Annotated in this window: 23 protein-coding genes and 2 riboswitches; of the genes, 9 read left to right on the forward strand and 14 right to left on the reverse strand. The window is 44.1% G+C overall.

Going from position 1 to position 23310, the window contains the following annotated elements:
* Positions 1 to 13: 13 nt before the first annotated feature.
* On the reverse strand, positions 14 to 1900 hold the full coding sequence (htpG, locus tag SCB77_RS04110; protein ID WP_320185158.1) for a molecular chaperone HtpG: 1887 nt from the start codon (positions 1898 to 1900) through the stop codon (positions 14 to 16).
* 168 nt (positions 1901 to 2068) lie between these two features.
* Positions 2069 to 2163: riboswitch (SAM-I-IV-variant riboswitch) on the forward strand.
* A gap of 65 nt (positions 2164 to 2228) precedes the next feature.
* Here htpG and SCB77_RS04115 point away from each other — a divergent pair.
* Complete coding sequence (locus tag SCB77_RS04115; protein ID WP_320185159.1) at positions 2229 to 2495, forward strand: 5-oxoprolinase; 267 nt, start codon at positions 2229 to 2231, stop codon at positions 2493 to 2495.
* Positions 2496 to 2523: 28 nt separating this feature from the next.
* Here SCB77_RS04115 and SCB77_RS04120 read toward each other — a convergent pair whose 3' ends face one another.
* Entirely contained in the window at positions 2524 to 3603 is a 1080-nt protein-coding gene (locus SCB77_RS04120; protein WP_320185160.1) for a DUF2891 domain-containing protein, read from the reverse strand.
* 224 nt (positions 3604 to 3827) lie between these two features.
* Here SCB77_RS04120 and SCB77_RS04125 point away from each other — a divergent pair, with 224 nt between their 5' ends.
* Positions 3828 to 4988 carry an MFS transporter gene (locus tag SCB77_RS04125; RefSeq protein WP_320185161.1) on the forward strand — a complete coding sequence of 387 codons (1161 nt, stop codon included), beginning with the start codon at positions 3828 to 3830 and terminating at the stop codon, positions 4986 to 4988.
* Between the two features lie 39 nt (positions 4989 to 5027).
* Here SCB77_RS04125 and SCB77_RS04130 read toward each other — a convergent pair whose 3' ends face one another.
* The 3 genes from SCB77_RS04130 to SCB77_RS04140 form a co-directional block, all read right to left on the reverse strand.
* Positions 5028 to 6092 carry a DUF3810 domain-containing protein gene (locus tag SCB77_RS04130; protein WP_320185162.1) on the reverse strand — a complete coding sequence of 355 codons (1065 nt, stop codon included), beginning with the start codon at positions 6090 to 6092 and terminating at the stop codon, positions 5028 to 5030.
* A gap of 13 nt (positions 6093 to 6105) precedes the next feature.
* Positions 6106 to 7167: a nucleoid-associated protein gene (locus SCB77_RS04135; protein WP_320185163.1), complete on the reverse strand. Its 1062-nt coding sequence runs from the start codon at positions 7165 to 7167 to the stop codon at positions 6106 to 6108.
* A gap of 84 nt (positions 7168 to 7251) precedes the next feature.
* Positions 7252 to 8157 (reverse strand): histone deacetylase family protein, encoded by a 906-nt coding sequence (locus SCB77_RS04140; protein WP_320185164.1) that lies wholly within the window; start codon positions 8155 to 8157, stop codon positions 7252 to 7254.
* A gap of 151 nt (positions 8158 to 8308) precedes the next feature.
* Here SCB77_RS04140 and SCB77_RS04145 point away from each other — a divergent pair, with 151 nt between their 5' ends.
* Positions 8309 to 8965: a YceH family protein gene (locus SCB77_RS04145; protein ID WP_320185165.1), complete on the forward strand. Its 657-nt coding sequence runs from the start codon at positions 8309 to 8311 to the stop codon at positions 8963 to 8965.
* Between the two features lie 402 nt (positions 8966 to 9367).
* Here SCB77_RS04145 and SCB77_RS04150 read toward each other — a convergent pair whose 3' ends face one another.
* Complete coding sequence (locus SCB77_RS04150) at positions 9368 to 9742, reverse strand: YkvA family protein (RefSeq protein ID WP_320185166.1); 375 nt, start codon at positions 9740 to 9742, stop codon at positions 9368 to 9370.
* Between the two features lie 226 nt (positions 9743 to 9968).
* On the opposite strand from SCB77_RS04150, the gene SCB77_RS04155 reads away from it, so the two are divergent.
* Positions 9969 to 10865, forward strand: a complete 897-nt coding sequence (locus tag SCB77_RS04155) for a cation diffusion facilitator family transporter (RefSeq protein WP_320185167.1) — start codon at positions 9969 to 9971, stop codon at positions 10863 to 10865.
* Between the two features lie 78 nt (positions 10866 to 10943).
* On the opposite strand, the gene SCB77_RS04160 is transcribed toward SCB77_RS04155, so the two are convergent.
* The 8 genes from SCB77_RS04160 to fucP all read right to left on the reverse strand — a co-directional run bounded on the left by SCB77_RS04160 (position 10944) and on the right by fucP (position 18956).
* Positions 10944 to 11735 (reverse strand): L-fucose dehydrogenase, encoded by a 792-nt coding sequence (locus SCB77_RS04160; protein WP_320185168.1) that lies wholly within the window; start codon positions 11733 to 11735, stop codon positions 10944 to 10946.
* A 13-nt stretch (positions 11736 to 11748) separates the two neighbouring features.
* Complete coding sequence (locus SCB77_RS04165; protein WP_320185169.1) at positions 11749 to 12576, reverse strand: amidohydrolase family protein; 828 nt, start codon at positions 12574 to 12576, stop codon at positions 11749 to 11751.
* A 17-nt stretch (positions 12577 to 12593) separates the two neighbouring features.
* The gene (locus SCB77_RS04170) at positions 12594 to 13448 is read right to left on the reverse strand and encodes a fumarylacetoacetate hydrolase family protein (protein WP_320185170.1); all 855 of its coding nucleotides are present in this window, start codon (positions 13446 to 13448) and stop codon (positions 12594 to 12596) included.
* Positions 13449 to 13553: 105 nt separating this feature from the next.
* Positions 13554 to 14318: an SDR family NAD(P)-dependent oxidoreductase gene (locus SCB77_RS04175; RefSeq protein WP_320185171.1), complete on the reverse strand. Its 765-nt coding sequence runs from the start codon at positions 14316 to 14318 to the stop codon at positions 13554 to 13556.
* Between the two features lies 1 nt (position 14319).
* Positions 14320 to 15630, reverse strand: a complete 1311-nt coding sequence (locus SCB77_RS04180; RefSeq protein ID WP_320185172.1) for an alpha-L-fucosidase — start codon at positions 15628 to 15630, stop codon at positions 14320 to 14322.
* 28 nt (positions 15631 to 15658) lie between these two features.
* Positions 15659 to 17323 carry a UxaA family hydrolase gene (locus SCB77_RS04185; protein ID WP_320185173.1) on the reverse strand — a complete coding sequence of 555 codons (1665 nt, stop codon included), beginning with the start codon at positions 17321 to 17323 and terminating at the stop codon, positions 15659 to 15661.
* On the reverse strand, positions 17323 to 17658 hold the full coding sequence (locus SCB77_RS04190) for an L-rhamnose mutarotase (RefSeq protein WP_320185174.1): 336 nt from the start codon (positions 17656 to 17658) through the stop codon (positions 17323 to 17325). Before SCB77_RS04190 ends, SCB77_RS04185 begins: the two co-directional genes overlap by 1 nt.
* A 41-nt stretch (positions 17659 to 17699) precedes the next feature.
* Positions 17700 to 18956, reverse strand: a complete 1257-nt coding sequence (gene fucP, locus SCB77_RS04195; protein ID WP_320185175.1) for an L-fucose:H+ symporter permease — start codon at positions 18954 to 18956, stop codon at positions 17700 to 17702.
* Positions 18957 to 19156: 200 nt separating this feature from the next.
* On the opposite strand from fucP, the gene SCB77_RS04200 reads away from it, so the two are divergent.
* The 5 genes from SCB77_RS04200 to SCB77_RS04220 all read left to right on the forward strand — a co-directional run bounded on the left by SCB77_RS04200 (position 19157) and on the right by SCB77_RS04220 (position 23308).
* On the forward strand, positions 19157 to 20038 hold the full coding sequence (locus SCB77_RS04200; RefSeq protein ID WP_320185176.1) for an AraC family transcriptional regulator: 882 nt from the start codon (positions 19157 to 19159) through the stop codon (positions 20036 to 20038).
* Between the two features lie 73 nt (positions 20039 to 20111).
* Positions 20112 to 20702 (forward strand): YceI family protein, encoded by a 591-nt coding sequence (locus SCB77_RS04205; RefSeq protein WP_320185177.1) that lies wholly within the window; start codon positions 20112 to 20114, stop codon positions 20700 to 20702.
* A gap of 165 nt (positions 20703 to 20867) precedes the next feature.
* Positions 20868 to 21242: a DUF423 domain-containing protein gene (locus tag SCB77_RS04210; protein WP_320185178.1), complete on the forward strand. Its 375-nt coding sequence runs from the start codon at positions 20868 to 20870 to the stop codon at positions 21240 to 21242.
* A 15-nt stretch (positions 21243 to 21257) separates the two neighbouring features.
* Positions 21258 to 21319, forward strand: a riboswitch (Fluoride riboswitch).
* A gap of 40 nt (positions 21320 to 21359) precedes the next feature.
* Positions 21360 to 22595, forward strand: a complete 1236-nt coding sequence (locus SCB77_RS04215) for a chloride channel protein (protein WP_320185179.1) — start codon at positions 21360 to 21362, stop codon at positions 22593 to 22595.
* Between the two features lie 146 nt (positions 22596 to 22741).
* On the forward strand, positions 22742 to 23308 hold the full coding sequence (locus SCB77_RS04220) for an RNA polymerase sigma factor (protein WP_320185180.1): 567 nt from the start codon (positions 22742 to 22744) through the stop codon (positions 23306 to 23308).
* Positions 23309 to 23310 lie beyond the last annotated feature (2 nt).

Genomic DNA, 23310 nt, shown 5'->3' on the forward strand with positions numbered 1-23310 from the left:
TTCTTAAGGCTACCTAGATCATCTCTACACTACGTTTCACGAAGGAAGTCAGATCAGCACCGGTCAGTAAGCCACGTGACAACAATGCCAAATCAAAAGCCTGTTTGGCTAATCGAGCACCTTCATCCTCGCCACTTTCGATGATACGTTTTACCAAAGGGTGGTTTCCATTAACCGTTACCTTATAGTTATCAGGTAAGGTACCATAGAAGCCCATTCCACCACCTGTTTTAGCCATATCTTTCATCCGTCGCATAAACTCGTCTAGCGTAACAGCTACGGGTAGATCGTCCGATGCCAAGGCATCAATCTCCACCTTCATATCCGTTCTAGCGATAGCCTTTTCGAAGATCTCAGAGGCTTTCTTCGACTCATCCTCCGATAGGCTAAGCGTTTGCTGTTCGTCCTTCGGTATCAACTTGTCTACGACATCCGCGTCTACACGCTTAGCCTGTACCTTCTCGCCACCTTTTTGCTCCAAATAGCTGGTAAAATGCGTATCCAAAGGACCATCCAACACCAATACATCATAGCCTTTAGCCTTTACAGAGCCGATGAAGCCATCTTGTTGCGCCTGATCATTGGTATACAAGTAAACGATGTTACCATCCTTATCGACTTGAATATCCTTTACCTTTTCGTAGTATTCCTTCAAGGTATAGCTTGAGGCATCCGTGCTTTTCAACAAACAGAAGTCGTTGGCTTTCTCCGCAAATTTTTCATCGCTCAACATACCATATTTGATAAAGAGGCCAATATCGTTCCATTTCTCTTCGAAATTCTTACGATCAGCTTTGAACAGTTCGTTCAATTTATCGGCTACTTTTTTGGTGATGTAGTTATTGATTTTCTTCACATTGCTATCTGCCTGCAAGAACGAACGAGAAACGTTCAACGGAATGTCCGGCGAGTCGATAACCCCTTGTAACAACATCAAAAACTCTGGGACAATATCCTTCACTTCATCTGTGATGAACACTTGACGGGAGTACAACTGTATTTTGTTGCGTTGGATCTCCATCTCGTTTTTCACTTTCGGGAAGTACAAAATACCAGTCAAATTGAATGGATAATCCACGTTCAAATGAATCCAGAACAAAGGTTCATCCATGGAATTTGGATACAGCTCGCGGTAGAATGCTAGATAATCCTCATCTTTTAGATCTGCCGGCGCTTTTGTCCATGCAGGGTTTGTGTTGTTAATGATGTTATCAACGTCGATGGATGTATATTTTGGCTTTCCTTCTTCATCCTCACCATCGGCTTGCGATTCGGTTTTGGTGCCGAAACGAACCGGAACAGGTAAAAAGCGTGCATACTTATTCAGGATATCACCTAAGCGACTTCTATTCAAGAACTCGATCGACTCTTCGTTCACATGTAGAATAATATCCGTACCGCGATCGGTGCGGCTACCTTCCGAAATTTCGTAAGATGTACTGCCATCGCAAGTCCAATGTGCTGGCTCTGCTCCTTCTTGGTAAGAAAGGGATTCGATTTCTACGCGGTCGGCCACCATGAACGCCGAGTAGAAGCCCAATCCAAAGCGACCGATGATCTCATTGGCATCATTTGCTTCCTTGAATTTCTCCATGAATTCGGTCGCGCCAGAAAAAGCGATCTGGTTGATATATTTTTTAATCTCGTCCGCGGTCATCCCGATACCGCGATCAGAGATCGTGATCGTCTTCGCCGCTTCGTCAAATTTAACGTCGACCGTCAAATCGCCAAGCTCGCCCTGAAACTGGCCCAAAGACGACAAACGTTTAATTTTTTGAGACGCATCCACTGCATTGGACACCAACTCCCGTAAAAAGATCTCGTTATCCGAATAGAGGAACTTTTTGATCACCGGAAAGATGTTCTCGGTGTGAATCGAAATACTACCTTTTTCTTGCATATACTATTATGTTTTTATCTACTTTATGCTAATGGCATCAACAAGGAATATTCCAAAAGGAGATTTGCAGACAGGATGACAGTTTGCTGACGTTAGAAAAACAAAAAACTGACGAGTTTACATTTTTTAATAAAATAGTTGCAGAAAACAAAAAAGACTACTAAATTTGTAGAGTATTCAGAATTGCCTAGGCAATACCAACCGAGTGTCGTCACCACGGTGGTAAAATAATACGGGTAAAGAGCCAAAATTAATGTGTTTAACGCTTGTTTTTACACCCACAAATTTCTGGATACAATTTATGGTTAAACTTTTAATTTTAAATTGTATGTCAACAGTCCTTCATTTATCCTCCCATCTGCAGGAGCAATTTAGCAACTACAGTATTCCGGAGCTGATTACCATCAACAATGACATCGTCGAAAGTGACGGTTGGGGCGCTTCGCGATCGACCTTCCGCAATGCGATTCTCAAAGCCTTGGCGAAAAAAGGCATTGATCTATCGCCTATCATCTCCAAAGAAGATGGCTTTAGCAGCATTCAAATTGTCAAGGTTCGCCTAGAGAACAATACCCTCATTCCACTACATCGGTAACGACAGCTTATTTTCCGTCATTCAGCAACTATTGGCTGGGATTAGATAGCGCTAGCAGCGCGAATGTGCCCAGCCAATGGCTACCCATATAATCGTCGTTGGATATATTCTTAAGGGAAAACTCGATATGCTGATTGGCCAACGGAACCAAAGTGGCTTGCAATTCGGGAATCACGCGTCCAATGCCATACAGGCAATTGGCACGACTAAAGTTCAAGCCGTCAAGGTGCACCAATTTGCCGTCGGTACGATCGCTCACGATACCAGGTTGTAGCAGGTCTACTTGCTTTTCGAATAGCACCGGCATAAAATTGAGTAGCCAAGTTTTATATTCGTCTTTAGCGAGAACCTTGCTCATCAGGTACGCTTCTTCCAAGCAAGGAGAAAGAAAATCAGAACCGCTGGGCTCGTAGGCTAGATCACAATTCTTATCGTTTTCGAAGAGGCGCAGGCTATTTGTTTTTATCGCATTCAGCAAATCATGATCCCCCATCGCTTCCGCATACTCGTACATGAGCGTCAAACTGAAGGCTGTATTTTCGTGTTGACCGGTGCGTATAGGGTATACAAGTTTCGTTAGATAAGCCTGCGTGCGTTTAGACAACAAGTCGGCCAAAGGCTGCAATACGGAGGCCCATTGTTTAGCATCCGGATCTTCCCATGAAAGCAATTCCTGCTGTAGCTTCATTAGCCAAGCCCAGCCATAGGTGCGCTCAAAGCTAAGGTTGTTCTTATCGTTGAAGAAAGCAAGTTCTACAGATAGGTTCTCTTTAGTGATGTGCGCTTTCAACTGCTGTCGAACGGTTCCAGCTGCATCAAGCTCTGGGTACATCTTTAGCAAACGAACAATGGACCAATAACCGTGTACCGACGAATGCCAGTCAAAGCAGCCGTAAAAAATGGGGCGTAGTACTTTTGGTGTTTTCAAATCTGCGGCACTCCCCAATACCTCGCCCATTTTATTGGGATATTCCACCGTTAAGCAATGGGTAGGAAGTGCAAATATTACTTTGGCATTTTCTTCTGTCAGCACCAGCTTCTCGGGGACTTTGGTCGACGTTTCCTTGTTTTTATCCGATTGTTCACAAGAAACAGCAAAAACAAACATCAATAAACCATAAAAAAAACATACTGTTCGTTGTCGAAACATAAAATTTGCGCGTAAGGTTCTAAATTACTTGGGATAAAGTTAAAAATTACGTGCATTTAATCGTAGAATTCCGATCAAAAAATTATCAGCAGATCATATTTACAGATTTCTAATGTTCACAAAAAATTAATTAGTCGCATTCCTCAATAAAACTTACCTTTGCCCTCTCATTCACACACTACATGAACAAATCACTAATCGCCTTAGCCCTCGGTGGATTAGCCATCGGTATGACAGAATTTACCATGATGGGTATCCTCCCCGACATCGCCAAAGATTTAAATATAGATATTCCTACTGCCAGTAACTTAATAGCCTTATACGCATTGGGAGTCGTGGTAGGTGCACCTACTTTGGTCGCATTTACGTCCAAATACTCGCCACAGCGCGTGCTACTCTTCTTGATGCTGCTCTTTTTTGTCTTCAATGGTATCTTTGCCATTGCACCAAATAAGATCCTGCTGTTAACCTCTCGTTTTATTGCGGGCCTACCACATGGCGCATTTTTCGGCGTCGGATCGGTTGTAGCAGCACGATTAGCCAAACCGGGAAAAGAAGCGCAAGCCATATCCATGATGTTTACCGGCATGACCATAGCTAATCTTGCCGGAGTACCCTTAGGCACCTATGTAGGTCATCACTATTCATGGCGCATTACCTATGGCGTCATCAGCCTTTTGGGCTTGGTAACCTTTTTGGCCATCTACTTTTGGATGCCAAAGATTGAGGCGAATAAAGATGGTAACATCATGAAACAGATCGGGTATTTTGGACGTTGGGACGCCTGGTTAATGGTTGCCGTTATCGCTATAGGAACCGGAGGCCTTTTTGCGTGGATCTCCTACATTGCGCCACTCGTCACCTTTGTTTCCAAACTAGATGCTGATCGTGTGCCGATTATTATGGTACTCATAGGCTTAGGGATGTTTTTCGGTAATATCATCGGCGGAAAGCTCTCCGACACCATATCGCCATCGAAAGCGGCCATATTAAGCTTTTCGGCGATGTCCATCTGTTTGGTTGTGGTGTTTTTCACAGCACATATTACCCAATTGGCCTATCCAATGGCTTTCATTACGGGTATGATATCTTTCTCTATAGGCTCGCCCTTGCAGATGATGTTGATCAACAATGCCAAGGGAGCAGAAACCTTTGCCGCTGCCGGAGGACAAGCCAGCTTTAATATAGGAAATACACTTGGAGCCTATTTAGGTGCGATTCCTATCAGCATGGGCTACGCCTACAATTACCCGTCATTAATCGGGGTAGTGATGGCGGCCATAGGCGCTATTTTGGCCTACACCTTCTTGGTGAAAGTGGTACGCGCCAAAATGAATGTTTAATAGTAAAACAAAAGCGAGCCTTGCAGCTCGCTTTTGTTTTTATTTAGTTTCTTGCTTCCTATCCCAAGCTACTACCAGGCGAGACATCAACGAGTAGCGTGCTGCCCCCTCCGGTTGATTATTATGCTTTAGGTAATTGCCATAAAAAAAGCCCATCAGACGATCTACAGGGCCACGATAACGTTGCCAAAACAAACGATCATCACGGTAGTCCCCCTTCACCGCATCAGACAATTTAAGCACATAAGCACGGTAGCGCTCTTCATCTTGAAAATAAAGTGGCCTTAACATGTACTCGACCGTTTCATAGTAGGCCGCATATTGGTAACGTAAATTAGGATGATCGTGGAGCGCTAAAAAAGCGATAAAATTGCACTCGTCCTCAAAACCTATGCCCATTTGATGCGCCAGTTCATGCACCACTGTGAACGGATATGATGTAGTAGGAGCTATAGCATTTACCTGCACCTCCTGCGTAAACGGGTTGAGGTAACCGGTGACCGTAAAATAAGAGACCAGTTCGCTGGACAGCGGATTTTTAGCACACACCTGTGTGCGAGACAGCATAGGCAGAAATTCCGTTTTCTCTCTCATCATCGCAGCTAATTCATGCTGCACCTTTGCTCTGTCCAATGCCGTCGTATCAATCCGAGCACGCAGCTTATTCAACGTATCAATGTAACGATTCAATACATCCAAGTAATCGTCTTGATTTAGGCTATCCACCTGGAGTTGAAGTTGCTCCTGCAGCGGAACACGATAGTAATTCATCCCCCAGCTCACGTAGAAGTAGCCATATAGCAGCAAGCACAACGTAAAAACACGAAGTACATACAACCAAGCCAGCTGCCACTGCTTTCTAAATAGTCGAATGATGGCGCCCACAATAAGACCCAGAAACGACAGCAATGCCACAATGTAGAATAGATCACCAACACTAAAAGGTATCCAACCTATAAGCCATTTTGGCAAATAGGAAAACAAGGAATAAAATCCTTGGCTATAGTAACGCTCAACAGCATTTGGATACTGCTTAAACAGCTCCAAAAGAAAAATGATTGGCAACAGCACGGCAATACTAATATACTGACGCTTAATGCTCAAAGACCACTTTCTATTAGGATTGCGTCTCGTTTTCAAAATACAATTTATAGTAATTTAGCCCCCGTTCTTCATCGAATCCGGTTTCGAGGTAATCCCGTTTGCCGTGAATATAGATATGGAAGTTCTTATCCAATTTAACGACGGATTTGTAGGCCGACGCCATTTTTTTAACCGCAGGCGTGGCTATGTCGAAACTCGATTGGAAGGAAGTATCGAACTCCTCTTCGAAATTCTGTTGATAACTTTTAAAAAGAGAAGCCGCATCAGGGTTGGCAATAACCTCTTCTTCGAACTCACTTTGGTCAAAGGTTTCTTTTGTTTTGAAATAGTTCATCGAACGATTAAGCAGATCGATCTTATCCGCGCTTTCCAGCTGAAAAACCTCGTCCAGCTTTTCGTTAACAAACTTCTTATACACCTTCATGATGTTCCCCGTCTGCTGATAATTATCATTACGTGTGCGGATTTTTAAAAAATCATCTTTCCAATACACGGCTTCCGATTGGTTTGTCTGATCGACAACCAACACTTTGTACCCCTCCTCATCTTCGACATTGACAATCACCACGCCTTTATCCAACTTGTTGATATTGATCGCTTCTTGCTCATAATCGAGGTCAAAGCCTTCGCCATTGGGATATACCTTTAAATAAGCTTCCTTGTTTTCCGACTTAAAGATACCGATAGCATCGTGGTCCTCCCCTTCCATTTGTACATTTTTAAGCGCAACGATATATAGTTCCCCTCCTTTTATTTTCGGATGTTCCGACACTTCGTACAGGTGCTTTGCAAGTTGCTGCGACATATCGTGAAAGGCGATCTTACCATCAAAGAACTGCTTGCTGAAGTAATAAACCTCATTCAACTGCAGATCATCATTCGGATGGTAGAATCGATACACCTCATTCGCCTTGCTAAAAGGCTTCATAAAATATTGCATCAATAAATCGGGCAAAACCTCGTCTTGGCTAAGGTCAATAGGACTATCCGACAACACATAAAACTCGTCTTGAGCTTTATTACCGACCCGGTGTATGGACAATTGTTCGAATGTAGCGTCTTGGTGAAAAAACATGAAGAAAATTAAATAGTCAAAATTAAAATTTAAAAATACAAAGTGTTACCGAAAATATCAGGGGTTGCACGGTAAAAGCTACAATTAAAAGCCAAATACCTCTATTGCGGTTTTATAGGTATTGACATGAGCATTAACAATATCCTTGATGTGCACAGAATATCCACCGCCCATACTCACCTGTACAGGGATGCCACGTTCGCGGCAGGCTTTGAAAACAAATTTGTCGCGTAGTCTACAGCCCTCTTCGCTAAGCTTCAGCTTTCCCAGCTTATCCGTAGCCAGAATATCCACACCAGCTTGATAAAATACAAAATCCGGTTCGTACCTTAGCAAGGCTTGTTCTACAGTACTTTCAAGTAGGCCTAAATAAGCCTCATCCTCCATACCATCCGGCAGTGGAACATCGACATGTGACCGCTCCTTGATAAACGGAAAATTCTTCTCGCCATGCATGCTAAAGGTGAAAATATTTCCGTGTCCTGCAAAAATATGTGCGGTACCATTCCCCTGATGCACATCCAAATCGATAATCAAGATTCTTTCCGCCAACTTACGCCTAAACAGGTAGGCTGCGGCAACAGCTTGATCATTTAATAAACAGAAACCTTCACCAAAGTCGCGCCCAGCATGGTGCGTACCTCCAGCCGTATTAAAGGCCACACCATATTGCTGTGCAAATATGCTGGCCTGTATGGTGCCATCAACGAGATAAAGCTCCCGATCCACCAGTTCTTTTGATAGCGGAAAGCCTATTCGCCTGACCATCTTTGCGTCCAAGGTCAAGTCCAGTAATGCTTGCACATAAGCTTCGTCATGTGCCAACAAGACATCTGTCCGCTGTGCTAGCTTCGGCATAAAGAAACTAGTTGCTGTGACCACCCCTTCGTGTATCAGTTGCGCTGGGATAAGCTCATACTTCAGCATCGGAAAACGATGTCCTTCCCGAAGCGGATGTATATATGCAGGATGGTGTGCAATGCGTAACACAGTTTATCTTTTTGTTTACCGCGAATTTACTAAAAGATTTAAGGCTAAAAAACTCCTTTCGATAAGGGCGTGAGCACATGGCTATTTCTATTTTGAAAACTATATATTTTTTTTATCTTCGAAAAACATAGACCAAATTAATTTAATAGAGATGGACGAAACAGTGAGCTTACCCGTATTGAGTGCCGTGGAACTACGTGTTCTTGGTTCCCTTTTGGAAAAATCCAAAACTACACCCGAGTATTACCCCATGACGCTCAACAGCTTGCAAGCTGCCTGTAATCAGAAATCATCTCGTAAGCCGGTAGTTTCCTACGATGAACACACAATAATTGAGGCCTTGGACAGCCTGCGCAAGCGCGGCTTAATTTCTACGGTAGTGGGTGGCGGAAGCCGGGTTACCAAATACAAACATAATGTTGCTATCCAGTATCCGTTGATTCCACAAGACTTGGCTGCTTTATGTTTACTTCTCTTAAGAGGGCCACTCACGCCTGGAGAGATCAACTCTAATGCCGGTCGTTTGTTCGACTTCGAGAGCATCGAGGAAGTGCAAGAAGTGTTGACACGTTTACAAGAGCAAGATCCGCCATTTGTCAAGATGTTAGCGAAACGACCCGGACAAAAAGAAGTACGCTATGTACACCTACTTGGCGAGGTGAACGAAGAAGACTATGAAACCGCACATTCGAGTGAAAGTACAGGGGGAAATAAAGTTCAAGAGTTGGAAGAACGCGTATCAAGTCTTGAGGAACAGCTAAGCACCTTGAGAGCTGAATTCGATCAATTGATGCAGCAGCTTACATAAGTATCGCAGCGACTAAAGGCTTGTAAATGAATAGCTACAAGTTAATCAATTTACAAAATACTATACAGTATAAGGCGCCAAATACCATAATAGTAGACAGTACTATTTTAAGTAATAAAGTGCGTTAAACTTGTTTAAATGGGCGTTTATAGACCTGTGTTAAGTGAAGTTTAAATAAACGGTAAATGTCCGAACTTTTGGGCATACTAATTGTTTATACTCTAACCACAAACACACTAAACACAGGATAACAATGAGAAGGACACCGTTAACAACGTTTTTGGTACTGGCTTTTGTCGCATTTGTGCTGATATTTGCCACGACCTGCTCCGGGATAGGATAGCCTATCGGAAGACAATACTAAAGCCAAACCGCTTCGACAAGAAACCTAAAAAGGCGCTGCTATGCAACAGCAGCCGTACCTTTTTCTTTAAATTCCTTATATTTTCGCATTTCTTCGGAAAGCTTACTGATGGCGTAGCCAACAATCGTTAGATCATCCAGCCATCCTAGGATAGGAACCACGTCAGGAATGGCATCTAGGGGCGACAGCACGTAGATCACAGTTCCCACAATAACCGATAGGTTCCATTTATTCATTTTGTAGCGACCAGCAAGACTATCCTTCGCCATGGCAATCAGCAATTTAAAATCATTCATCTTATCTGCCAAATTTACAGCTTTTGATTCCGCACGATCCAGATCATCCTGCGAAATGGACGTCTTACGAAATTGATCAAACAGCTGAAATGCGCGTATCCACCTCATCTTTTTCATATTAGCAATATACGTTTTATTTTAAAACTGACCAAAAAGCATGCCTAGCCCATTCGGCCTACCTTTGCAAACAAGCTATAGCGGTTCAAATTCGTGGAGGCAACTTATATTAGGAAAAACAAGCCGACATATGTACTACAGGTTTCCATAAGATCTATGAAATCTTTTTTCGTCAACAAGCATGCTCCTTGCGATAAATGCCCTATCTTTGGCAAAAAAAGCGCGTATGTCAAACTCCGATAAAGCAATAAGAACGACATATTTCAGCATCCTCACCAACTTTCTCTTGGCATTAATTAAATGGCTTGCGGGATTTTTCGGAAACTCCTATGCACTGATTGCCGACGCCATCGAGTCTACAGCTGACATCTTTTCTTCTTTTCTCGTGTTATTGGGTCTAAAGTATTCCAAACGTCCGGCCGATCAATCACATCCCTACGGCCACGGCCGGATAGAACCACTGATTACTTTTATCGTTGTTATCTTTTTGGTGATTTCGGCTTTTGTAATCGCGATGGAAAGTATCGAGAATATCAAAACACCACACGACTTACCGAAGCCTTGGACCTTAATTGTGCTTGCTGGTATCATTATTTGGAAAGAAACATCGTTTCGCATTATCATGAAGCGCAGCAAAGCCTTAAATAGCACCTCCTTAAAGGCAGATGCTTGGCATCACCGTAGTGATGCTATTACTTCAGTAGCCGCTTTTATCGGTATCGCCATCGCACTGTTTTGCGGTGAGGGCTATGAAAGCGCCGACGACTGGGCGGCTCTTTTGGCCTCCGGCTTGATTATCTACAATTGTTACGGCATATTTCGTCCGGCCTTAGCGGAAATCATGGACGAAAACAGGTATGAAGAGCTGGAAGAAGAGGTACGCCGGGAATCCCTAAAAGTCGATGGCGTATTACTGATTGAGAAGTGCTACATCCGAAAGATCGGTATGCTCTTCCAAATTGACCTGCATGCGGTCGTTGCGCCTCACATATCCGTTCGAGAGGGTCATGAAATTGCCCATCGACTGAAGGATTATCTGATAGCTCATATTGATAACATCGGGAATGTGTTTGTTCATATTGAGCCTTTTGATGAGGCTCCAAGTGGCCCGCATAACGAGTAGTACGTATAAACAAGCCAAGTGACGGTGTGTAATCTTTCACCCCATCACTTGGCTATACCCTATTAGCTATTTTACTTTTTAATTTTCCTTAATCAACGAACGATCGAGGTGCACATAGCCGCCATCGACATGAATCAATTGCCCGGTGGTATGGCTCGATTTATCCGATAGTAGAAATGCCGTCGTGTTGGCAATTTCCTCAGCCGTTGTCATCCGATGTTCCAATGGGATACGGTCGGTTATTTTCTGCAAAGTCTCTTCCGGATTATCAAGCGTTTGTATCCAAGAATCATATTGTGGCGTTGCACACTCTGCAACGATAATAGCGTTCACCCGTATACTGTACGGAAGCAGCTCTACAGCCCATTCGCGCGTAAGTGCATTACGTCCACCATTAGCAGCAGCATAGGCCGAGGTATTTCCTTGCCCCGTTTCAGCAGTCTTCGAGCTGATGTTCAGGATAGTTCCTTTAGACACACGCAAGGCATCGATACAGTAATGCGCCATCAGGTAATAGTGAATCAAGTTTTTGTGCAAAGAATCCACAAACCCTTCGTAGCTCCCAGAGATGAGCCCCACCCCGTCATTATGACCAGCATTATTGACCAACCCGTCGATGCGACCATAAACCGACAATGTCTTCTCCACAGCCCGCCGACAGGCTTCTGGATCAGAAAGCTCTGCTTCCACGCTCAGTGCCTTTCCTCCTAGCGCTTCCACTTCCGCTTTCACCAAATCGTTATCAGCTTGTTTTCTGCCCACGATTACGGGCACAGCGCCTTCCTTGGCCAGCGCAATCACAATAGCACGACCTATGCCTTTGGCACCGCCCGTCACTATAAAAATCTTATCGCTTAAATTTAAATCCATTGTTATTTTTCACTTAAACATTGTAAAAACTAGCTGCATTTCCACCCCAAAAAGCGTCGCGTTCTGCAGCAGAGAAATCCGATAAATTATCTGTCGCCACACGCACCACATCAGCGTAAGAACCCGCCAGCGTGCAAACAGGCCAATCCGTACCAAACATTACCCGTTCTTTACCAAAACAGGCGATAGCATGTTGTACATAGGGCTTGAAATCAGCCAACATCCATTGGCTCCAATGGGCTTCGGTAAGCAGTCCAGACACTTTGCAATATACATTTGGAAAAGCGGCTAGCTTTTCAATAAATGCCGCCCAAGCCGTAAACTCTCCACTGCGAATATTCGGTTTAGCCATATGATCCAAAACGAACTTTTGATTTGGGTGCTGCGCCACACAAGCAAGCGTGCTGGCATAGTGGCGAGGGCGAATCAACAGATCGTAGGTATATTTAAACTTCGTTAAAGCGGCTATACCGCGCAGAAAGGCTGGCCGTACTAAAAAATCAGGATCATCTTCTGCTTCTATCACATGACGAAACCCTTTGATTATCCTATGCTGACTAAACTGCTCTAGCTGTTGTTCCACATCGTCGGCCTGCAGGTCTACCCAACCAACAACCCCTTTTACCATAGCATACATCGTCGAGAGATCCACGAGAAACTGGGTCTCCTCAACAGATTGCGAAGCCTGAACGGCAATAACGCCGTCCATTCCATTCTCTTTTAAGAGAGGAGCCAAATCTGTCGGTAGGAAATTACGCTGGATGGCAGCCATATCATCTGTTATCCAAGCATCGCGTTCCGCGTTAAAAATCCAAAAATGTTGATGAGCATCGATACGCATAGCGACTTCCCCTTCTATTAACCTTTGTAAGCAATGACTTCCTGACGCGATTCACCCAAGTAATCGGCACCCAATTCGACTACATCACCAGCCTTCAGGTAAATTGGCGGATTGAATCCTAGGCCAACACCTGCGGGCGTGCCTGTGGAAATCACATCTCCTGGAAGCAGGGTCATAAATTGAGAAACATAGGATACCACATGAGCTACAGAGAAAATCAAGTTGCTTGTATTTCCGTCTTGGAAAGTTTTGCCATTCACCTTTAACCAAAGACGTACGTTGTTGATATCGGGAATCTCGTCTGTTGTTGTTAGATAAGGCCCCATAGGCGCAAAGGTATCACAGCCTTTTCCTTTGTCCCAAGTTCCACCGCGTTCCAGTTGGTAAGCACGCTCCGAGACATCATTGTGCAGCACATAGCCCGCAATGTAGTTCAACGCATCGGCTTCATCTACATAAGATGCTTTTTTGCCGATTAAGATACCAAATTCCACTTCCCAATCGGTCTTTTCAGAATTTCTTGGTATAATAATTTGGTCGTTTGGCCCCGCCAAAGAGGTGGTTGATTTCATAAAGATGATGGGCTCTGCGGGAATCTGCGCACCAGTCTCTTCCGCGTGATCTTTATAGTTAAGACCGATACACACAATCTTTGAAGGTCGCGCAAACGGCGCGCCCAACCTCGTTCCCTGAGGCACCTCAATCAATTTTCCGGCATTGGCTTTCACAAATTCTTCCAATCTAGCTAAACCATTCTCCGCAAAGAATTGTTCATTGTAATCACCGCCAAAGGCTGATACATCATAGTTTACACCATCAATTTGAACAGCAATCTGCTCTTTTCCTGATTCTCCAAAACGTAGTAACTTCATTTTATATAGTATTGGGTAGTGGTGATCTGGATCACGTATTTAATACAAACACATCGTTCCAGCGCTGACCACATTTTTACATGTTGATTTTCTAATTTTTACCTTTTAATTGTTCAATTTGATGAAGCCGCCGTCAATAGGATAATCATTCCCCGTAATGAAAGCTGCATCCTCCGAACAGAGAAACAATGCCAATTTAGCAATTTCCGCTGGCTTAGCCATCCTGCCTATAGGCTGCGATTGCGACAGTTTTTCGAACATTTCGGCCTCTTGACCGGGATAGTTCTTTGCGATAAAGCCATCCACGAAAGGCGTATGCACGCGAGCTGGCGAGATCGAGTTACAGCGGATGTTATCTTTCATATAATCGCGCGCCACGGACATGCTCATCGCATAAATCGCTCCTTTGCTCATCGAATAAGCAAAACGATCTGCAATACCTACCACGGCAGCAATAGAAGCTAGATTTAAGATAGCTCCTGCCCCTTGCTTCTTCATCGCCGGAATAACGGCATAAAGCGCATTGTAGGCGCCTTTCACATTGACGTTGAACACACGTTCAAAGTCCGTTGCAGCACAGTTTTCAAGATTGCCAACATGGGCAATACCTGCATTGTTCACCAAAATATCTACATGGCCAATGGCAGACACAATGGCTACCACCTCCTCCTGTACACCCACATTGCAAGCGTGCACCTTGGCCTGCCCGCCACGTGCGACAATCTCGTCTACAACGGTCTGACCAACTTCGGCATTCAGATCCAAAATATGAACCTCAGCGCCCTCATTGGCAAAAAGCTCGGCAATCGCCCGTCCGATGCCACTACCGCCACCGGTAACGATGGCCACCTTATTCTTCAGTTTCGACATATTATTTTATACTTAACTTTAATACTAAATCTGCTGTATCAGGCGTTCCTTCAGGCAGCTGCACCACCAACACATTATTATCAAGCTGGTGATATTTAATTTTTGTTTTTCCATCAAAGGAAGTCAGCGACGATACCTTAAACTTAAAATTGGGTATCAAAAAGTTGTCTTTTCCGGTATTGAGCAGATGTACATATACCGTATTGCCCTTTTTTGTCAAGGCATAGTCGTCGGTTGGCGCAACAAAGCCACCTTCGGTACCATAAATACTTTCGCCATAGGTTTTCAGCCATTCACCAAGTTGCTTTAAGCGTTCCTGTTGATAATCCTGAATTTCTCCATTCGGCATCGGCCCAACATTAAGCAGCAGATTCGAACCATAACCGGCCGCTTTCACCAAATAGGTAAGCACCTCTTTAAATGACTTCTGTTGCCTATCCTTTATATCAAAGCCCCAAGATCCCGCAATAGTGCCACAAACCTCTTTGGGCAAATTCCCAACAGCATCAGCCGCTGTTCCAAAACCCGTGGTGTTATGTCCAGGAAGGTCGCGCTCGAACATTTGGAAATCTTCCCCTTCGAAAGGCGCAACGTGATGGTTGTTACCAATTAAACATTGTGGCTGTAGCGAATGAATTAACGAATAGATCTCATCGTAATGCCAATTTGCATCCGGTTTATCCCAATGCCCATCAAACCAAATGCCATCGATCTGTCCGTAGTCTGTCAACAACTCCGTGAGCTGGGTCTTCATAAACTGTATATACTTATCCCAAGATCCCCGATCCACATGCCTACCCGCTATACCTTTCCCGGTACGTCCCAATGGAGCATAGTCATCCCGTTTCCAGTCTAACAAAGAATAATAAAACATAATACGAATACCTTCCTCGCGGCAGGCATTGACGAGTTCCTTCACGATATCCCGTTTGAACGGTGTTGCTTTCACGATATTATAATCCGAAGCTTTCGAATCCCACATCGAGAAACCATCGTGGTGCCTTGTGGTGAAAGTAATGTACTTCGCTCCAGCATCTTTAAAAAGCTTGGCCCATGCTTTCGCATCAAAATCAATGGGGTTAAAAAATGTAGGCAAAAGCCCGTATTCACTAATCCCTAGATTTTTATTATTCATCACCCACTCGCCATCACCCAGCACGGAATACACACCCCAATGTATAAAAACACCAAAACGCGATTCGGCAAACCATTTCCTGTTTTCCAGATTCGCCGCACTAGGTTGATAGGCAGTTTGTGCGAAAGAACCGCTCAGCAAGCCGAACAGTAATGCAAAGACCAATAACTTTTTCATATCAATATTTTTAGTTTATACGGTTAGACTACAGCGAAACTCCCCTTCGCCATGGAATAAAATCATCTTGCCCGAGCTGTACAGCCTTTGGCTGCGAAACACCACTTGCTACCTCGATCACATACTCCAAGATCCGGTGTGCCGCGTCCTCGATGGTCTCTTCACCATCGATGATCGTACCACAGTTCAAGTCAATGATATCCGGCATCTTCTCGAAGGTTTTCGTGTTGGTGGACAATTTGATCACCGGCGCCACAGGATTTCCGGTAGGCGTTCCCAGTCCTGTTGTGAAAAGCACCACGTTCGCTCCCGCAGCAACTTCCGCCGTGGTACTTTCCACGTCGTTGCCCGGTGTACACAAAAGATTCAGCCCCGGCAGATTCGCCAATTCGGGATAATCCACCACCGCTGTTACCGGCGAAGTGCCTCCTTTCTTGGCTGCTCCGGCAGATTTTATGGCATCCGTGATCAGTCCATCGCGAATATTCCCCGGCGAGGGGTTCATGTAAAAGCCCGAACCATCGGCCTCCGCCTTTGCATTGTAGGTCTTCATCAGGTGCATAAACTTTTCTGCCGTAGCCTCATCAATACAACGATCGCTAAGTTCCTGTTCCACGCCACACAGCTCGGGAAACTCCGCCAAAATAACGGATCCCCCAAGAGTAATCAACATATCCGAAAGATAGCCCAAGGCCGGATTTGCAGATATGCCCGAAAAACCATCTGAGCCTCCGCATTCCAAACCAATGCACAGCTTATCAAGCGAAGCCGGCTGGCGCTCTTGTTCATTGGCGATGCTTAGCCCCGCAAAGGTAGCTTTGATGGCTTTCTGCATCAGCTCCTGTTCGGTGCCTTCTAACTGCTGCTCAAAAACAAAAAGTGGCTTATCAAATTGTGGATCACGTTTCTTAATTTCATCGCGCAAAATAGATGCTTGCGCATGCTGGCAGCCCAAGCTCAAGATCGTTGCGCCCGCTACATTAGGATGCGTTACATAGCCCGCCAAGAGACCACAGAGTGCGTCGGAATCCATACGTGTACCACCACATCCCATATCATGGTTCAAAAACTTCACGCCATCCACATTGGCAAATAAGCGGTTTTTACGCACATTGGCTTTCGCCGACGAAAGGTCTACAGCAAGCAACTCATCTACCGATGCCCCCGACTTGTAACGGGATATAAGTGCATCCACCTCATCGGAATAATCTTTCGATTCCACTTGGTAGCCCAACTTCTCTTCCAGTGCAGCTTTCAAGGTCAGCACATTTCTGTTTTCACAAAAAACCATCGGAATAACCAACCAATGGTTTGCCGTACCAACAGTGCCATTGCTGCGATGAAAGCCCTCAAATGTACGTCCTTCAAAACGCGATACATCTGGCTTGGTCCAAGCCAATTTCCGGGTACCCATCCTAAAATCGTCCGAAGCATGACGGAGATTTGCTGTCGTAATGACCTCCCCCTGCGCTACGGCAACATTCATCTTACCGACCAATACGCCATACATAAAAATCGGTGCATCTTGTGGCAAAGCAGTAATCGTAAATTTATGTTTTGCGGCAACAGCACTTAGCAAGGGAAACTGTTCTCCTTGAAAATCTACCACAAATCCTACTGGCAAGTCACGCAAAGCGACCAATACATTATCCTCTGGATGAATCTGCAAATATGACAATCGTACGCTATCCATTATTTCTCTAACTCAAAAATTTTATCCATCATCACCCATTTCTCGCCAGGTTTGGCACCGGGAACCACCTGCTGGTATTTCCACATTAGCTCCTCCCACTGTTGCACCTTGGCATTTCCCTGATCCATCTCGTCCTTTCTACTGAAGGAAAATGCGTCATCCACTTCCATCAGCATAAACAAACGATTGGAAAAGCGATAAATTTCCATTCGCTCTACCCCCGATTCCAAGATCGACTTTTCGATCTCTGGCCATACCGACGCATGGTAACGTTCGTACTCGGCAATCAATTGCGGATCATCGACCAGATCCAATGCAAGCGCAAATCTTCTCATGCTCTTCTCTAATTATTATAGTATATCTCTTTATTATTGTTTTAATGACCTCCCTTAGCTTCGCGCAGCTCACTACCTTTATTGTTCCACGCAAAGAGCGCAACAACAACAAAGCAAACAAGCACCACGTAGTATGCCAATTGAAAGCTTCCCGTAGAGTCTGACAACTGCCCAAGCAGCGGTGGTAATATTGCACCGCCCACGATAGACATCACAATAAGGCTAGAGGCCGATTTAGTATCTGCGCCGATTCCTTCTACACCGACGGCAAATATCGTAGGAAACATGATAGACATGAAGAAAGCTATGCCGATCAAGGCATAAAGCGTCAACAATCCCGTTCCATAAATCACCACAAATGTCAGCAACACCGAAATGATAGCATATAGCAGCAACAGTTTTACGGGAGCTACATAACGCATGAAGAATGTTCCGATAAAGCGGCCCACCATAAAAGCAAGACCAGCAACACCAGCGTAATATTTAGCATCTGACGGCGCTATGCCGGAGACATCCGTCGCAAACATGACCAAGAAACTTAATACACAGACTTGCGCGCCCACATAAAAGAATTGTGCAACGACAGCCCAAGTGACATTCTTATGTCTAAAGGCACTAAACACTCCGCCGCTGTTGGCTCCTTCTTCTTTAATATCCGGCAACTTCGTGAAGATAAACACAGCGGTTACTGCCAATATAATCAGCCCCAAAATCACATAAGGACCTTTTACAGAAGCTGTCTCCGTTTGCACATAGATGTTGCGTGCCTCTTCGGACAGCGCAGCAATCTGCTCGGCTGTTTTGGGCTCTTCGGTAAGAATAAATTTTCCGCCAACAATTGGCGCAAGGAATGCAGCCAAGCCATTGAACGATTGCGCGAAATTTAATCGCTGCGTGGCTTTCGACGGATCGCCCAGCACCGTAATATAAGGATTTGCCGCAGTTTCCAAGATCGTAAGACCACAGGCCACCACAAATAGCGCCCCCAAAAAGAACACATAGTTTATCGTGTTTGCAGCAGGTACAAAAAGAAAACAGCCCACGGCAAACAGCAAGAGCCCTACCACAATGCCCACTTTATATCCGAAACGCTTCATGATAATACCGGCAGGTATAGCCAGTAAAAAGTAAGCAATGAATACCGCCGAGTCAACTAATGAAGCCTGAAAATGCGTAAGACTGAATGCATTGCGCAGGTGCGGTATAAGTATAGGATCTAGATTATGAATAAAGCCCCAAAAGAAAAACAGGGATGTTATCAGAACAATGGCAAGTGCGTAATTTTTTGTTTGCGTCATAAGATTTACATTGGAGATGTAAAGCTAAAATAAAAGTGCAAGCGCACATTGAACTATTTTACCGAATAAATAAACTATTTTATCATATTTACACGATATTTGATCTGCATCATTGAATAAATTAGTTAATCAATTGCACATTCGAGCTTTAAACATGGAGCATATCGACACCAAAAGCAGTTGATTTTAGCAGGTAAAACATGTACATACAGCGATTAAATCACAGCGGATCGCAGGCTGGAACGCTAAGCGTCCGCCATGACTATATGCCGCAGAACCATAATATTTGGCATTATCATGAAGAACTGGAATTCATTTACATCAGAAAGGGTAATGGAACTTTTTTCGTTGGCGATTGTATTCAGCCGTTCTCGGATAACTTTTTGGTATTGATTGGCCCCAACACGCCCCATTATTGGCTATTCGACGAGCAGTACGTCCGCAGCGAGCAACCCGATCGTGCAGACATACACGTGGTACACTTCAGAGTAGACTTTTGCGGCGCTGATTTCTTAAACCTACCTGAGTCACGTTTGATCAAAAAAATCTATAAAACTGCCGAGCGCGCTATCTCGCTAGATATACAGCATAATTTCTTGCCAGATTTTTTTGACGGACTAGCCCAAAAAACGCCATTATCCAAGCTCAGCAGTTTATTGGACACCTTATGTGCCATAACGGAATTGCCCCGATTAACAACACTTGTCAGCGAAGAATACACTAATCCGCAGCAACAGGAAGACTATGGACGTATGAATAAAATTTTCGAACATATACGGTTGCACTACCGGGGCAAGATTCAACTGGAAGAAATTGCCCAGCTAGCCGGGATGACATCAAACTCCTTTTGTCGTTATTTTAAACAGAAAACAGGAAAGACACTGGTCCAATTTGTAAATGAGTTCCGAATTGGTCAGGCTTGCAAGATGCTTAGTGACACGCGCGCAAGTATCAAAGAAATCTGTTTTGATTGCGGATTCCAAAATTTCGTCAGCTTTCACAAAACATTCAAATCTATTACATCCACAACGCCCTCCAGCTATCGCGATGCCGCGCACAAACCTGCACGTACATATTTTTAATTTCTTATCATACATCAATGTGCAGCCTGCACGCTTTGTGGAGATTTGTGGAAAGAAATCAAATAAGAAAAAAATGAAAAATCTATTCTCCGTTTTGTTTGCGGCCGCATTAATGGTCAACGTTGCATTCGCTCAGGTTAAGTGGTCTGTTGATCCAGCACACACTAACGTACTCTTCTCTGTAAACCACTTGGGTATCTCCATGGTTGATGGCCAATTCAAGAAATTAGAAGGTGCTGTAGAGACAAAATCTGCCGAAGATTTCAATGGTGCAAGCGTTGGTTTTACTATTGATGTAAATAGCATTGACACCCGCATTGAAGCACGCGATGGTCATTTGAAAAGCGATGACTTCTTCAATGCCGAGAAGTTTCCAAGCATCACCTTGAAAAATGCCGTTCTTAAAAAAGCAGGCAAAGGAAAATATACATTAACAGGCGACCTTACCATCCGTGACGTAACGAAAAAAGTAACCTTTGATGTGCAACAAAACAATGGCATTATCACGGATCCATGGGGAAAAACACGTGCAGGATTTACAGCAAAAACTACCGTCAATCGTTTAGACTTCAACATCAAGTATAACGACAAATTACCTACTGGCGTGCCTGCTGTTGCAGCAAATGTAGACATCATTGTGAATACGGAATTAGTGAAAAACTAATTTCAACGAAATATAAGAAAAGCCATCTCGGTTAGGGGTGGCTTTTATTATTCGTTAAAACAGCTAGATTGACTATCTTTGTTTTTCATATTTCATACGCATTCCGCGCTGCAATCACTGCATTAACACGCGGCATTGCATAAAACAAATAAAAACACATTGTCCATGCAAACTATAGTTTTAACGACAGCAGCTATCTTTGGTACCTTGGCTATTATCTTAGGTGCTTTTGGTGCGCATCTTTTCAAAAAAATACTTACCGAAGACAAGCTACAATCTTTTGAAGTTGGTGTTCGCTATCAGATGTATGCCGCATTGGCGCTGCTCATCGTTGGCTACAACAACGATTTCTCACAAACAGCGCAGCAATGGGCATTCTATGGTATAGCGTTTGGCAGCCTGCTCTTTTCGGTGAGTATCTACGGACTTTCCTTTGCCACTTATTGGAAGGTCAACCTTCGTTTTCTTGGCCCCGTCACCCCACTCGGTGGCTTACTCATGATCATCGGCTGGATCGCGCTACTTGTAAGCTTTTATTAAAATTCCTATCTTCGTACTATCCGCGGCAATGATATCTGCCCTTAACCGCCCAAAAAGCTGATGATGTCTACGTAATTTGAATAGTTCAGATCTATTGATTAGTGTAGTTTTTATAGCATGGCAAACCACTCTCTTCCTGACGTTAAAAATATAGGCAAATGGATATTAGCTATTTCCATGATAGCCCTTTTAGTTGGCAGTACCTCTGCATTCTTTTTGTATACCTTGCAAAAAGTCACCTCCTTTCGTGAAGCACATTTATGGATCCTACTTTTCCTGCCCTTGGCTGGTGTGGCTATTGTTTATTGGTACCAGCGATATGGTGACGCGGCGAAACAGGGCAATAATCTCTTATTGAAATCTTACTATGATCCACAGGTAGATATTCCTTGGAAAATGGCGCCTATGATTTTATTGAGCACGTTAGGCACGCACCTGTTTGGAGGATCAGCCGGACGCGAGGGCACAGCGATACAATACGGTGGCACCATCGCCAGCCTGTTCCGCCGTTGGTTCAGCTGGTCAAAGCAAGAAACAAGGATTTTGATATTATGCGGTATGGCGGCAGGATTCGCATCTCTATTTGGCACACCTTGGGCAGGAACCGTCTTTGCCATAGAAGTCGTGCGTGTGGGAAAAATCCGATGGAGAGCTATGCTCCCCGTATTAATTACGGCATTCCTTGCAAACGAAGTTTGCGGACTTTATGGCAATCTGCACACGCATTATACCCCCATCCAATCGATACCCAACTTTTCATTTGCGCTTTCGGGCTACCTACTACTGGCCGGCATCGCCTTTGGCCTAGCAGCAAGACTATTTATTTTTACGGCAGAGGGTTTTAGCGTCCTATTCCAAAAGATTTCCTATCCGCTGTTACGCCCCTTTATCGGCGGGTTGCTAGTGCTTTTGATCGTATTTTGTCTACACAGCAGTAAGCACATTGGTCTCGGCATCCCGACCATCCTCGCCTCTTTTGAAACGGCACTTCCTCCTACCGACTTCCTCCTAAAAATATTATTGACGGCCATCACGCTCAGCGCTGGCTTTAAAGGAGGCGAAGTTACACCTCTATTCTTTATCGGTGCCACGCTAGGCAATGCGCTCGCGCTGCTTCTGCCCTTGCCCTTGGCCTTGCTCGCCGCTACTGGATTTGTAGCTGTCTTTGCTGGTTGTACAAAAACACCTATTGCTTGTAGTATCATGGCCATCGAGCTTTTTGGCTGGCATGCTGCATTAATCTTTATTGCCGTATGCACAATCAGCTTCCTAATTTCCGGAAAGCAAGGCATATATAGCATGCAAAAGTCGAGAAAGTCCAATAGACTATTCCGAAAAATCTTTCGTAGTTAGCAGAAACCGAGCGTTATGCATGAAATACTCTTCTTTAACAGTAATATTCTATTGAATTATACTACATCTCTCAAACATAACGAAAAATAAAGTTAACTTAGCACCATCTAAACGTGATGGGCAGCGGAAAAATCGACAAACCAATATTGAAAAAACTAAAAGCAGGCGACTATCTTGCTTTTAAAGCCGTCTACGACAGTTATGCCCAGCCTTTGCTAAGCTTCATCTACAAAATCATAAAAGACATTGACCTTGCTGAAGATATTTTACAGCTAACCTTTGTTAAAATCTGGAAAAATCACCAATCCATTGATATAGACAAGTCTTTCGACGCCTACATCTTCCAAATTGCCTCACACAGCAGCATAGATGCGCTACGGCATATCGCACAAGATGAAAGAAAAAAGGAAAAACTACGGGAACAAGGTGAAGAGTTAGCGCTTTCCGTAGAAGAAGCATTCCTACTAAAAGAACAAAACCTACTTATCGAAAACGTATTGGCACAATTGCCCGCACAAAGGCGAGAAATTTTCCGTCTCTGTAAATTGGAAGGCTACAGCTACCAAGAAGCAGCAGATGCCCTAGGTATATCTCCTTCGACGATCAGCAACCAATTGGTATCCGCTTTAAAAACTTTACGGCAATTATTGAAAGAACACGGCGACAAACCATTACTAATCATCTACTTATCAACACACTACATTTTTTACTAAAA

The sequence above is a fragment of the Sphingobacterium bambusae genome (assembly GCF_033955345.1).
Lineage (GTDB): Bacteria > Bacteroidota > Bacteroidia > Sphingobacteriales > Sphingobacteriaceae > Sphingobacterium > Sphingobacterium bambusae.